Source organism: Pseudomonas sp. V88_4 (genome assembly GCF_029967985.1).
In the GTDB taxonomy this organism is placed as follows: Bacteria; Pseudomonadota; Gammaproteobacteria; order Pseudomonadales; family Pseudomonadaceae; genus Aquipseudomonas; species Aquipseudomonas glycinae.
On the sequence record NZ_JASCAF010000047.1, the window covers coordinates 57,615 to 71,701 of the forward strand.

Below are 14,087 nucleotides of genomic sequence, written 5' to 3' on the forward strand. Positions count from 1 at the left end.
CTTATTCCGTGCAACTTGGATAAATGGTGCAGACTCGGCCATCCGGCATGGTGAAAGTGCTGAAGTCGGTGTAGTTGCCGTAACAAAAGGCGTACTGATCCTCAAAGTTGTCACCCATGCACCGTTTCCAGCCATTTCGAATTTTTACCCAGGTATCCCTGATGGCCGGTTGCTCCTCCGCTGCCAATTTGATCTGCATCTTTATGGTTTTACCCGGTAGTTGATCTAGCCCATAAGCGGCGTAGGTCTTTCTTTTCCCACGCTCTCCTTGGGCATCAGATGTCTTGCAATCAAGGATCTTGACGATGCGGCGTTGTGCGCCAGCTGTCCGGAACCACCATTCACATTGACCGTAAAAAGTACTTTCACCTGCCTCATTGAAAGTGCCTTTGTACTGCTCCTCTATATCGTTCCCCAAAAAGACCATGCCTTCGTCACCCCCAAAATCTCCCCGTGCTTTGTAGTAACTCGCGTTGATCTCCAGCGCGATCCTGCTGATTACCAACGAACACCCCTTAACAATCTTGCGAATCGTGATCTCGGCATCCGGCTTGTACTCCGTGCGCCACTTGCTGTTGAACACCGGCGCAAGGTTGTCGCGTCTGTCGAGGGTGCAGGTCTGGCCTTTTTCGGGTACGTAATGAACCACTGCGACGTAGGCAAACCCCGGTGGTAGATCGGCTGTTAATTTGAAGGTGTTGGGCGGTTTTCCCTGGCAGCCCCCCAGTGCCGCGAAGGCGCTGATCAGGACGATGCTCTTGAGCTGAATCTTCATGAAGGCATCTCCCCGCTCCAGCTCTTCGAAAGCAGGTAAACCCGATCAAAGTGTTCATCCGGCGTTTCGTCCGGTCGGGGTTGCCAGTGAGGCGCAAGGGTCGGGGTGTGCAGGCTCTGGATCAGCAGAAATTCCAGCCGCTCCGGCGCCAGCCAGCCCCAGGCCTGGGCCTGAGCCAGTCGCTCACGTAGCCAGATGTGCGGATCCTGCGAGCCCGCCAATCCGGCGTAGGCCTGCACATGCTCGGCCAGCAGAAAGCGGTGGGCGTTGGCCAGCCGGATTTCCATGGTTTGCTCGTCGGGCATCGGCTGGTGCAGCCAGGGCGGCGAGTCCGGCAGCGGGTAAGTGCCGGGCGCAGGATTGTCAGTGCTCTGCCAGTGCGAACCCTGCCAGTAACACACGCTGATCGCCGGCCCGAGATACGCCGGTAGCGCCTCGGGCGGCAGATGCTCCAGCGCTCGGGCCAGTACCCGGTTGTCGTGAAAGCGGTACAGCGCCTGATGCGGACGGGTGCCGACGAGCAGCCGCTCCTGCCAGTGCCTGACCCATGCCTTCAGTTCGCCCTGGCCCAGGCTGGCGAGCCAGCCCCAATGGCTGTCGGGCCTGTCGAGCAGGGCGTCGAGGCGACGGTCGTCGGGCTGGTCGAAGGTGAACAGGAACGGGCCGGTGTCCGCCAGTTCGGCGACCACGGTTTCACCGTAGACACTGGCGTACTGCTCGTAACGGCTGCTCTTCAGCCAGCGCTGGCGCATGTCGCGTTCGTTCTGCGAGTCGAGCACCAGGCACAGGAGACGATCGGCATGGTGCTGTTCAAACAGCCAGCGTTGTACAACCGGGTCGGTCATGCAGCGGCCTCCGCAATGGCGCACTCGCCCGCGCGGCAGGCTTCGCAGATCGGGCAGAAATCCGCGCCCAGGTTTTTGCTCGCGGCCATCAATGCCTGTTGTGAGGGCGCCACCAGTGGCGGCAAGGGCGCGGGCGCCGACAAGTCTTCAATGCCTTCGGGCTGCAACAATCGGGCGCGCAGGAACGGTATGGGCACGCCGCCGATCAGCAGGTCGCTGCTCCCGAAAAGACCGCCGTGATCCAGCACGAAATGCTCGCCACCGACTTTCAGGCTGATGCTCTTTCCAGCCTCCAGCACCAAATGATCCCCGGCACTGAAACAGAGCTGCCGCCCTACTTCCATCGTCAGTGATTGCCCGATCCGGGTGTGACTGCTGTCGCTGACGTGCAGATGATCGCTGGCCTTGAGATGGGTCTTGCGATGACCGGTGAGGGTGCGGTGTTCTTCTGCGTGCAGCAGGCTGACGCTATTGCCACGGATGCTTTCCCGACGTTCGTTGCCGACCTCCAGGTGACTGTCGTGCTCGATCTTCTGCTGCAGATCGCGCTGGGCGCGCAGATAGATCAGTTCCTGACCGGCGCGGTCTTCGATCATCAGTTCATTGAAGCCATTGCTGTCGGGCGTGCTGCGGGACCGGAACACGCTGCGGGTCTTGTGCGCCGGCAATTCATAGGGCACCGGGTTGGCGCTGTTGGCCAGGCAACCGCTGATCACCGGATGGTCGGGATCACCGTTGAGAAACGTCACCAGCACCTCCATGCCCACGCGCGGAATGATCACGCTGCCATGGGCGTTGCCGGCCCAGTTCGTGGTGGTCCGCAACCAGCAACTGCTCTTGTCGTTGTGCCGGCCTTCGCGGTCCCAGAAAAACTGTACCTTGACCCGGCCATAGGCGTCGCAATGGATATCTTCGCCTTCCGGGCCGGTAACCACGGCAGTCTGAGTACAGCCGATGGAAGGTTTGTCGTAGCGCAATGACGGGCGATAGATCGCATCCCATGGCGTGACTTCGAAATGGTTCCGATAGCCCTGGACGAAGTCGCTTTGATCCTTCACGGCGATGTCGCTACCGCTTTCTTCAAGTACTTGAGGCTGTTTGCCTTCGTGACGGATTCCGGTCAGCAGCCAGAGGTCATCCAACGCGGGGTCGGGATGTTCTGACAGCGACAGAAAATGCCCCGACACCAGCGCGGGTTCGTCGCTGTCGCCTTCGCCCGTGAGCTCATCGCTGCGATGGCGTTCCAGAGCCCGCCGGCTCAGCAGTTTGCCGTGCTCACGGTTGAGGACCCGGTGCGGATACAGGTAGTCCTCCAGATCAGGCTGGCGGGGTTCGTTCGGTATTCGCGCCTCGGACTCCAGCACGAGGTGCGCCTTTTTGAAATCGTAGGCGCGCCGACGGGTGCGATTGGTGCGGGTATTTCGCCCACACTCGAAACGGTGAATCACCGGCCTGTCAGCCACCATCGCGTTGCGCTTTTTGAATGGTGTCGGCCGGGCCAGTCTGGGAAATACGGTCTGATCATCGCCAAATACCAGCAGGTGCCTGTCGAGGCTGTGGCGAAAGTGATAGTGCAGGCCGTCCTCCTGGCACAGGCGCTGGATGAAATGCAGATCGGACTCGTTGTATTGCACGCAATATTCGCGATCCGGCAGGGCCTGGCCGATCTGAAACAGATAGCCATCTGCGTGGATGCCATGTTCCCGAAGAATTTGCCCGATGATTTGCGCAATGCTCAGGTTCTGAAAAATCCGCTGATTGAAACGATGGCCCAGGTTCGCCAGGCATGGCGCGAGGGTCAGGTGGTATTGGGTCAACCGGTGCCCGATATCGCCCCGGCCAATGTGCTGGATCTGTCCATGGACGCCATGCCCGTTGTCATCGAAGGCCAGAAAGGCCTGCCGGTGCATGAGGTCGGGAAGATCGATGTCCGGTCTCGAGCTGACCAGTTTGACGTTGAAGCAATATGGCTGGCTGATGGATTCGGTGCCGGTGAAGGACAGCACCTGCAGATCGTGATCGAGGTCGTCGGTATTGAGGCGCAAACGAGCATTGGCATTGAACATCCGTTGTTCCTTGTCCTGTGACAGATTCGGAACAACGCTAACAAGATGGCCAGCGAATTTATGTCGGACGTTTCCCAAGCAAATGGGTTTAAAAACACGGCCTACAAGGGCTGCGGCTTAATCCTACTGACATGTCCTACGTGGTTTTACACTTTGTCGAATCAGTTGAAGGAAATGCAGAAATAGCCCAACTGCGGATCCCGTCCCAGCGCCGGCACCCGCGACACGAAGATGTCCTCTACCCGACCGAGTTCCGGCAAGTCCAGCGCGCATAAACCGTCGACAAACTCGGTCGGCACCAGGCTGTTGAATTCCAGGCAGAAGGGCATGCGTTCGCTGTAGCGGGTTTTCGCCGCGGGAACCTCATCAAGGTATTCGATCCGAATCGGCAAGGCCGTGCCATCGGGCAGGTAAAGCGTGCGTTGCTGTCCCAGCAACGGCTGGACATGTTGGATCTGCACCGCTTGCAGCATGGTTTGACTCCATTGAAAAAAGAACGGCCGGGGGCCATCAAGCCCCCGGCGTTTACTCAGTTGCGCGACGGGAACAGACCGTTCAGGGCAATGCTGAAGTTAAGGACCAGGGCCGGGTTCAAGACCTGCATTGGCTGACTGCCGCCAGTGGAGGAAATGTCTCCGGTAACGGTGGTGGTCACACCCTTGAGCGGTACCGGTGTGGCACCTTGGGCGTCGGAATAGATATTCGCCGAACCAGGGCCGCCGCTGGACGCGCCGATGTACGAATTGGTGGCGGTCGGCACAGTCGCCGGATTGCTGGCGGGTACTGCCAGCGAAAGGGCCGTGTTGGCCGTCAGGCCGGTCATGGCGTGGGTGTGATTGGGCATGTTGGCGATGGTGGCGGTGACGCTTTCCGTGCCGTACACCTGACCGATGACGCGCGGTGTCAGGCCCAGGCCGGTGCCTTGTGCGACGGGCACGCGACCTTGCAGGTTGGGCAGTTGAAAGTTGGTCGTGCCATTGCCGCCGTAGAAAGTGCCCAGTAAGGCGAACAGCGCCTGGTATTGCGAGATGCCCAGGATTTGCCCGTTGCACAAGGCCCAGCCACTCGGGGCGAAGTTGAAGGCAAACGGTTGAATCGTACCCATAAAGACTTCCATGGTTCCTCATCCTTCTGTTGTGTGGTCGGCGCGCCGCGCGGTCGCCCTTGTTGCCGGGCCGGTCGAAACGTTGTGCTGACTCCTTCCTTTTGCGCGGGCAGGTCACGCCACGCCGTAGCGTAGACCCGGATCGACGGACTTGCCGGACGTCGTCGTGGCCGCGCGTCGACTTCGGTGCTGGCCTACAGTGTTGGCAGTTGATGACGCAATTGTGTTCGCAAAAACGCTGAGGGGAGGTTGATGGAGGTCCTTCGCGAGACACCGCTGGGAGATACTCAGGATCCGTTCGCTGCACCGAATGCCGGTGTCCGGCGCCTGTTGCGCTGGGCGCGCGAGCACTGGTTGATACCGATCCTGCTGCTGGCCACGGTGGTGCGCTTTTATGATCTGACCGCTGCCGCGATCTGGGGCGATGAAGGTTCGAGCCTGCTGCTGGCGCGCTATTCGCCGGGCGGGATCTGGACGCATGCCGCGTTCGATGTGCATCCGCCGCTGTACTTCATGTTGCTGCACGGCTGGATCGGGCTGTTCGGCGACGGCCTCCTGGCCATTCGCAGTTTCAGTGCGCTGGCCGGCATCGCCACGGTCGGGCTCGGCGTGAGCCTGGTCGACCGCCTGGCTACTCGCCGCGCGGCGATCATCGCGGGGGTGTTGCTGGCGCTGCTGCCGACGGCGGTGCGCTACAGCCAGGAAGTGCGCATGTACGCGTTGCTTGGCTTGCTGCTGATCGGTGCGACGCTGGTGCTGGTCAAGTGGATCCGGCGCCCGCAGCGTCACCGCTACCTGCTGATCTATGCGCTGCTGATGACGGCGGCGTTGTACACCCACTATTTCGCCGTGCTGGCGGCGCTGAGCCATTGGCTGTATCTGGGGTTGATCCGCCTGTTGCCGGGTTATCGCCTGAAGCATCTCCAGCGCAAGGATTGGTGGCTGGCCAATCTCGCCATCGTCGTGCTCTACCTGCCGTGGCTACCGAACCTGATCGACCTGCTGCAACACATGGACGCGCTCAAGGCCGGCGGCGATGTGGGCTGGGAAGATCCGGTGACCCTGTCTTCGCTGCCGTCGATGATCTGGCTCTGGTTGATTCAGGACGAGGGCGAACATCTCCCGTTGCTGCTGTTCGGCGGTGTGCCCCTAGCTTTGCTGGTGCTGGCGGCTGTCGCTGTCGCCCGGGATCGCAGCGTGAACCATGGCAGCGTACTGCTGGCGGTCTACACCGGCGTGCCGTTGTTGCTGGTGTTCGCCGTGTCTTTCATTACGCCGATGTTCATCGAGCGTTACCTGACTGCCTACGCGCTGGGACTGCCGATGCTGGCGGCGCTGGCCATCGACCGTCTCTACAGCAGCGTGCGCGTGCTGGCGATGGCGGTGCTGCTGTCGCTGGTCGGGGTCGAGATGATCGGGGTGAACAACAACGCCACGGTCGACCGCAACGACCAGTTCAACGTCATGGTCGATTACGTCAACCGCCACTTCGCCAGCGGCGACCGGATCGTCACCAGCGACATGCTCTGGTACCTCAGTTACGTCTATTACAACCGCACTGAGGCTCAAGTCCGGCTGTTTACGCCGCCCACAGCCGAAGGGCGCTCGACCCGTCCGAACCGCTACGGCTTCGGCACGCTGGTGTCCGATGAGGTCTACCTTGATCGGTTGGGAGACCTGCCGAAGGACAGTGCCCGGGTCTGGTTGATCGGTGATCTGGACGTGGAAGTCCCCGATCCATTTCTGCCCTTGCCTGCGACCTGGCAGCTACGGGATCAGGTGCACGCGGGCGGGGCGAAAGCGCGCCTTTTTTCGCTGCAGACGCCCGATGGATCGGGAGAGAACTGACTTAAACGCTTCACCATTTTATTCGCGATAAAGGCTGAGTTTTTAAGTCCGTTTTGCTCTGTTTTGATATCAAAACACTACTAGTCGAATGGGTATTGTTGGATTACGCTCATCAGACAAAAGGACTTACAAATACGGTGAAGGGATTGCAGCAGTTCCACTTTATCTCCGGCTTGCCGCGCTCAGGTTCTACCCTCCTTTCTGCGATCCTTCTGCAGAACCCGCGCTTTCATGCCGGCATGACCAGTCCGGTCGGCGCGCTGTTCTCCGGTGTCCTTGAACAATGCAGTGCCGGCAGCGAATTCGGCGCGGTGATTGATACCGACATGCGCCGCCGCCTGTTACGCGGCCTGTTCGACTCCTACTACGCCGACAAGGCCGACAAACCGGTGGTGTTTGACACCAACCGCCAGTGGTCTGCGCGACTGCCGGCCATCAACGATTTGTTCCCGCAAGCCAAAGTCATCGCCTGTGTGCGCAACGTCGCCTGGGTGATGGACAGCCTGGAGCGGCTGTACCGCGCCAATCCTTTCGAAAACACCAAGCTGTTCGGCGATGCGGTCGAGCGCAACACCGTCTACAGCCGCTGCGAAACCCTGGCCCAGCGCAATCGCCTGGTGGGTTTTGCCTGGGCGGCGCTCAAGGAAGCCTATTACGGCGAGCACGCCGATTCGCTGTTGATCGTCGATTACGACCTGCTGACCCAGGCCCCGGAACGGGTGCTGCGGCTGGTCTACGACTTCATCGGCGAACCCTGGTTCGAGCACGATTTCGAGCACCTGGCCTACGACGCGCCAGAGTTCGACCAGGCCCTCGGTGTGGCTGGCCTGCACAAGGTCAAACCCAAGGTCGCCCTGCAGTCCCGGCGCACGATTCTGCCGCCGGACCTGTTCAAGCAATACGCCGATCTGTCCTTTTGGCTCGATGGCTCAGCCAGCGCTGCCAATGTCATTCGTATGAAGTCCGACGCCGCGATCAGCTGATCGCGGCGTTTTTCATTGATGCGTCAACAACTGTGTTCGAGTCCGGGTGAGCAACATGTGGTGGAGCAAGCAAAAGTCGCGGGTTACCGAAGGCCAACGGACGCTGGTGGCGCCCATGATCATGTCGCTGGAGCCGCGCATGCTGTTCGACGGCGCTGTCGCGGCCACCGTCGCCGACACCGCCGCCCAGGCTGACAGCCATGCCACCGCCGACGCCGCGAAAGCGCCGGCCGCCGACCACCCGAGCGCCAGCAAGGACACCCATGGTCAAGCCGATGCCACGCCCGCCGCCAGCCCGGTAGCCGTGCCGGGGCAGAGCGTGGTGTTCGTCGATTCCAGGGTCAAGGATGCCGACAGCCTGCTCAAGGGCGTGGCCCCCGGCACGCAAGTGGTCAAGCTCGATGCCGGCAAGGACGGTTTGCAGCAGATCGCCGATTATCTCGATCAGCATCAGGGCGTGAGCTCGGTGCAGATCATTGCCCACGGCAATGCCGGCGACCTGTGGCTGGGCAACAGTTATCTGTCGGCCGACAACGTTGCCCAGCGCAGCGCGATCCTGGCGGAAATCGGCAAGGACATGAACGCTGGCGGCGACATCCTGATTTACGGTTGCTACACCGCCGAAGGTGATCGTGGCCTGAGCTTCGTCGACTCGCTGGCGCAGCTGACCGGCCGCGACGTGGCCGCCTCCAGCAACCGCACGGGCTTGGGCGGCGACTGGGATCTGGAGATCGCCACCGGCACCATCGAAAGTGCCAACGTGTTGTCGACCCAGGCGATGAGCGAATACCAGTGGGGCCTGGCCACCTGGACCGCCACCAACAATGCCAACACCGGGGTCGGCTCGCTGCGCGCAGCGCTGGCGTCGGCGCAGAACGGCGACATCGTGACCTTCAGCTCCGGGATGACGGTGCAGCTCACCTCGGAATTGCTGATCAACAAGAACATCACCGTTGATGGTGACCTGAACAACGACGGGGTTGCCGACGTCACGCTCGATGGCCAATACCGGACCCGAGTGGTGGAAATCACCTCCGGCAGCACGGTGACCCTGGATGGTCTGGTCATTACCCGGGGCCTGGTCTCGGGCAACGGGGGCAATGGCGGCTATGGCGCAACCGGCGCCATGGGCGGGGGGATTTTCAACGCCGGCATCCTCACCCTGAACAACGTCTCGGTCACCGGCAACGCGGCGGCCGGTGGCGGCGGTGGCGGGGGTGTCACCGGTGCGTTCTACGGCGGTGCCGGTGGTGGTGGCGGTGGTCTTGGCGGTCAGGGCGGCGGCCATGGCGGTACTGCCGGGCCAGGCACCGGTACGCTGGGGGGCCAGGCCGGCAGCGGTGGTGTCGGCGGTTACGGTGGCGGCTACGACGCGACGCACATGGGCGGGCGCGGCGGCTCCACCACGGGCGGCGCCGGTGGTGTCGGCGTGTCCTATTACAGTAACGGCGGCAACGGCGGCACAGCCAACAACGGCACCATTTCCATTGGCGGTGGCGGTGGCGGCGCTGGCTGGGACAAGGTCGGCGGCGCAGGCGGCAATGCAGCCGGCGGCATTTACAACGCTTCCACCGGCACGCTGAAAATCGTCGGCACCTCGGTCATCAGCAACAACATCGGCGCGGGCGGCGGTGGCGGTGGCGGCAGTGGTCAGGGCAGCAATAACTTGAACGGCGGCGACGGCGGACGAGGTGTCGGCGCGATCTGGAACCAGGGCGGCACGGTACTGATCACCGCTGCCAACTTCAGCGCCATCAGCGGCAACGCGGCCGGCAGCGGTTCCGGCGGCGCGGAACTGGGCGGCGGCGTGACGGGCTCTGTCCCGCTGGCCTTCGCGGCGATCTACAACAACGGGGGCACGCTCAACACCGCCTACGTGGAACCTCCGACCGCGACTATCGTGATGGCCGACACGGCCCTGAAAATCGGCGAAACCTCGCTGGTGACCATCACCTTCAGCCGGGCGGTGACCGGGTTCACCAACGCTGACCTTACGATTGCCAACGGCACGCTGACATCAGTGAGCAGCAGCGACGGCGGCCTGACCTGGACGGCGACCTTCACGCCGACCAACAACATTACCGACAGCACCAACCTGATCACCCTCGACAACACCGGGGTGACCGCGATCAACGACGGCGTGGCGGGTGTCGGTACGACCAATTCCGTCAACTACGCCATCGACACCGCGCGGCCGACCGTGAACATCGTGATGTCCGACACGGCGTTGAAGATCGGCGATACGTCGCTGGTGACTTTCACCTTCAGTGAAGCGGTGACCGGTTTCACCAACGCCGATCTGTCTATCGCCAACGGTACGTTGAGCGCAGTGAGCAGCAGCGACGGCGGTATCACCTGGACCGGAACGTTCACCCCGACCGCCAGCATCAGCGATACCACCAACCTGATTACCCTGGACAACACCGGTATCGCCGACCTTGCCGGTAACGCCGGTACCGGCACCACCGATTCGGTCAATTATGCGATCGATACCGTGCGGCCGACGGCAACCATTGTGGTGGCCGACACCAACCTGGCGGCCGGTGAAACCTCGCTGGTGACCATCACCTTCAGCGAAGCGGTCAGCGGCTTCACCACCGCCGACCTGACCGTGGCCAACGGCACCCTGACCGGCCTGAGCAGCAGTGACGGCGGCATTACCTGGACCGCCACCCTGACGCCGACCAACAGCATCACCGACACCACCAACCTGATAACCCTGGATAACACCGGGGTCGTCGATCTGGCCGGCAACGCCGGCAGTGGCACCACCAACTCCAACAACTATGCGATCGACACCGCGCGTCCGACCGCGACCATTGTGGTCGCAGACACCGCGCTGAAAATCGGCGAAACCTCGCTGGTGACCATCACCTTCAGCGAAGCGGTGACCGGTTTCACCAACGCCGACCTGACCATCGCCAACGGCACGCTGACTGCCGTGAGCAGCAGCGACGGCGGCATTACCTGGACCGCGACGTTCACGCCGACCGCCAGCGTCACCGACGCGACCAACCTGATCACGCTGAACAACACCGGCATCGCTGATCTGAACGGCAACGCCGGCACCGGGACCACCGACTCCAACAACTACGCCATCGATACCGTGCGCCCGACCGCGACCATCGTGGTAGCCGACAACAACCTGCGGATCGGTGAAACCTCGCTGGTGACCATCACCTTCAGCGAAGCAGTCAGCGGTTTCACCAATGCCGATCTGACGATTGCCAACGGCACCTTGAGCGCAGTCAGCAGCAGCGACGGCGGCATCACCTGGACGGCGACGTTCACCCCGAGCGCCAGCATCACCGATACCACCAACCTGATCACCCTGGACAACACCGGCATCGTCGACCTGGCGGGCAACGCCGGTAGCGGCACCACCGATTCGAACAATTATGCGATCGATACGGTGCGGCCAACCGCGACCATCGTGGTGGCCGACAGCAATCTCACTGCCGGTGAAACCTCGCTGGTGACCATCACCTTCAGCGAAGCAGTCAGCGGTTTCACCAACGCCGACCTGACGATTGCCAACGGTACACTGACCGCCGTGAGCAGCAGTGACGGCGGCATCACCTGGACGGCGACGTTCACGCCGAACGTGGGCGTCAATGACGCGACCAACCTGATCACCCTGGCCAATACCGGCATCGCCGACCTTTCGGGCAACACCGGCAGCGGCACGACCAACTCCAACAACTACACCATCGACACCGTGGTGCCGACCGCGACCATCATCGTGGCGGACTCCAGCCTGAAAATCGGCGAAACCTCGCTGGTGACCATCACCTTCAGTGAGGCCGTGACCGGTTTCACCAACGCCGACCTGACCATCGCCAACGGCACGCTCAGCGCGGTCAGCAGCAGCGACGGCGGCATTACCTGGACAGCGACCTTCACGCCGACCACCAACATCACCGACGCCACCAACCTGATCACGCTGGACAACACTGGCGTGCAGAACCTGTCGGGCAATGCCGGCAGCGGCACCACCGATTCGAACAACTATTCAATCGACACGGTGCGTCCAACCGCCACCATCGTGGTCGCCGACACGGCGCTCGGCGTCGGCCAGACCAGCCTGGTGACCATCACCTTCAGCGAAGCCGTGACCGGTTTCACCAACGCCGACCTGACGATCGCCAACGGAACGCTGAGCGCAGTGAGCAGCAGCGACGGCGGCATCACCTGGACGGCCACTTTCACCCCGGCGGCAGGCATCACCGACACCTCCAACCTGATCACCCTCGACAATACCGGCATCGCCGATCTGGCGGGCAACGCCGGCAGCGGCACCACCGACTCCAACAACTATGCGGTCGACAGTCAGCGTCCGACGGCGACCATCGTCATGACCGACAGTGACCTGCGTCCCGGCGAAACTGCACTGGTGACTATCACCTTCAGCGAGGCCGTGACCGGATTCGACAATTCCGACCTGAGCGTTGCCAACGGCACACTGAGCAACGTTTCGTCGAGCGACGGCGGCATTACATGGACGGCCACGTTCACGCCGAATATCGGCATCACCGACCTGACCAACCTGATTGTCCTGAACAACACCGGCATCACCGACCTGGCCGGCAACACCGGTACCGGCACCACCAGTTCGGCCAACTATCAGATCCAAACCCAAGTGCCGACCGCCACCATCGTGGTCGCCGACACTTCGCTCAAGGCCGGGGAAACCTCGCTGGTGACCATCACTTTCAGCGAAGCGGTCAGCGGGTTCGACAACAGTGACCTGACCATCGCCAACGGCACGCTGAGCAACGTCAGCAGCAGTGACGGCGGCATCACCTGGACCGCGACGTTCACCCCGACTGCCAATGTCACTGACGCCACCAACCTGATCAGCCTGAACAATGCCGGAGTGACCAACGTCTCAGGCAACAGCGGTATCGGCACCACCGATTCCAACAACTTCGCCATCGACACCGCGCGGCCAACCGCCACCATTGTGGTTGCCGATAACCGCCTCGGTATCGGTGAAACCACCACCGTGACCTTCACCTTCAACGAAGCGGTGATCGGGTTCGATCTGGGAGACATCAGCGTCGCCAACGGTTCGTTGTCAAACCTGACCAGCAGCGACGGCGGCGTGACCTGGACCGCAACCTTCACGCCGACAGCCAACGTCAACGATCCGACCAACCTGATCCTGATCGACACCGGCGGCGTCCAGGACCTGGCGGGCAACCTCGGGGCGAGCATCGCCATCTCCAACAACTACATCCTCGACGCGACCCGTCCGACGGTGAACATCGTGGTCGCCAATCCGAATCTGGGCATCGGCCAGAGCACCACGGTGACCTTCACTTTCAGCGAGGCGGTGAGCAATTTCGACCTGTCCGACCTTAGCGTGACCAACGGTGACCTCAGCAACCTGACCAGCAGTGACGGCGGCAAGACCTGGACCGCGACTTTCACGCCGACCGCGAATGTCACCGACCCGAGCAACTTCATCGCGCTGGACACCAGCAACGTCACCGACCTTGCGGGCAACGCCGGCAGCACGGTGGCGGTGTCGAACAACTACGCCCTCGACAGCGAACGGCCGACCGCCACGGTGGTGATCGCCAATCCGAACCTGGGCGTCGGTCAGACTTCGCAGGTGACCATCACCTTCAACGAAGCGGTCAGCGGTTTCGACCTGTCGGACCTCAGCGTGGCCAACGGCACCTTGTCCAACCTGAGCAGCAGCGACGGTGGCAAGACCTGGACCGCGACCCTGACGCCGAACGCCAACGTCAACAGCGCCAGCAATGCGATCAGCATCAACACCGCCGGGGTCAGCGACCTGTCGGGCAACAGCGGCAGCAGCGTCAGCAGTTCCGGCAATTACGTGATCAACACGGTGCCTGTGCCTCCTGTGACACCGACTACTCCGTTGATCGTGGTGACACCGGATCCGGAGTTCCGCAGCAGCGATCCGGTCGCGCCGCCGCCACCGCCGAACGTTCCGCTGCAACCGATCGTCTTCACCGCGCCCACCGGCGACCTCGGTTCACCGCTGACTTTCGCGCCGTTGTTCGAGCAACGGGTGATCGGCAACGGCATCCGTCCACTGGGGGATATTTTCATCAATCGCGGTGCGCTGAGCCCGAGCTTCATTGCCCAGGTGTTCACCAGCAGTGACAACGGCGGTGACGGCTCCGGTCATGGCTTCCTCGGGTTTGGCGGTGGCGATGGCGGGGTGTTCGGCAGCACCACGCTGTCGAGTCTGTTCAATCAGGACAGCAGCGCCGAGCGCGCTTCGCTGAATGCCTTCGGCAGCCAGTCGATCAAGGGCGGCGATATTTCCCAAGGGCTGCGCGGTGTGTTCGGCGCGCCGACCCTTGGCCAGCAACTGCAACAGATCAAGGACAGCGAGCAGCACCGGGTCGACAACCTGGCCGCTGCACTGCAACAGGTCGGCATCAGCGAAATGCCGGCCTGACAACACACAACAACTCACATATG

The 14,087-nt window shown here is 62.0% G+C and carries 8 protein-coding genes; 3 read left to right on the forward strand and 5 right to left on the reverse strand.

Annotation, left to right across the window (positions count from 1 at the left end; translation table 11 throughout):
- Position 1 precedes the first annotated feature (1 nt).
- The 5 genes from QLG12_RS25820 to QLG12_RS25840 form a co-directional block, all read right to left on the reverse strand.
- The gene (locus tag QLG12_RS25820; RefSeq protein ID WP_282475453.1) at positions 2 to 775 is read right to left on the reverse strand and encodes a hypothetical protein; all 774 of its coding nucleotides are present in this window, start codon (positions 773 to 775) and stop codon (positions 2 to 4) included.
- The gene (locus QLG12_RS25825) at positions 772 to 1,620 is read right to left on the reverse strand and encodes a DUF4123 domain-containing protein (RefSeq protein ID WP_282475454.1); all 849 of its coding nucleotides are present in this window, start codon (positions 1,618 to 1,620) and stop codon (positions 772 to 774) included. The genes QLG12_RS25820 and QLG12_RS25825 overlap by 4 nt, the downstream gene beginning before the upstream one ends.
- The gene (locus QLG12_RS25830; protein WP_282475455.1) at positions 1,617 to 3,686 is read right to left on the reverse strand and encodes a type VI secretion system tip protein VgrG; all 2,070 of its coding nucleotides are present in this window, start codon (positions 3,684 to 3,686) and stop codon (positions 1,617 to 1,619) included. Before QLG12_RS25830 ends, QLG12_RS25825 begins: the two co-directional genes overlap by 4 nt.
- A gap of 161 nt (positions 3,687 to 3,847) precedes the next feature.
- A complete protein-coding gene (locus QLG12_RS25835) occupies positions 3,848 to 4,159 on the reverse strand; it encodes a hypothetical protein (protein ID WP_011331869.1) in 312 nt (103 codons plus the stop codon).
- A 56-nt stretch (positions 4,160 to 4,215) separates the two neighbouring features.
- Positions 4,216 to 4,803: a tail fiber protein gene (locus QLG12_RS25840; RefSeq protein WP_197870284.1), complete on the reverse strand. Its 588-nt coding sequence runs from the start codon at positions 4,801 to 4,803 to the stop codon at positions 4,216 to 4,218.
- A gap of 240 nt (positions 4,804 to 5,043) precedes the next feature.
- On the opposite strand from QLG12_RS25840, the gene QLG12_RS25845 reads away from it, so the two are divergent.
- The 3 genes from QLG12_RS25845 (at position 5,044) to QLG12_RS25855 (ending at position 14,064) form a co-directional block, all read left to right on the forward strand.
- Complete coding sequence (locus QLG12_RS25845; RefSeq protein ID WP_282475456.1) at positions 5,044 to 6,639, forward strand: glycosyltransferase family 39 protein; 1,596 nt, start codon at positions 5,044 to 5,046, stop codon at positions 6,637 to 6,639.
- Positions 6,640 to 6,776: 137 nt separating this feature from the next.
- The gene (locus QLG12_RS25850; RefSeq protein ID WP_011331872.1) at positions 6,777 to 7,622 is read left to right on the forward strand and encodes a sulfotransferase; all 846 of its coding nucleotides are present in this window, start codon (positions 6,777 to 6,779) and stop codon (positions 7,620 to 7,622) included.
- Between the two features lie 55 nt (positions 7,623 to 7,677).
- Complete coding sequence (locus QLG12_RS25855; protein WP_282475457.1) at positions 7,678 to 14,064, forward strand: Ig-like domain-containing protein; 6,387 nt, start codon at positions 7,678 to 7,680, stop codon at positions 14,062 to 14,064.
- The last annotated feature ends 23 nt before the right edge of the window (positions 14,065 to 14,087 follow it).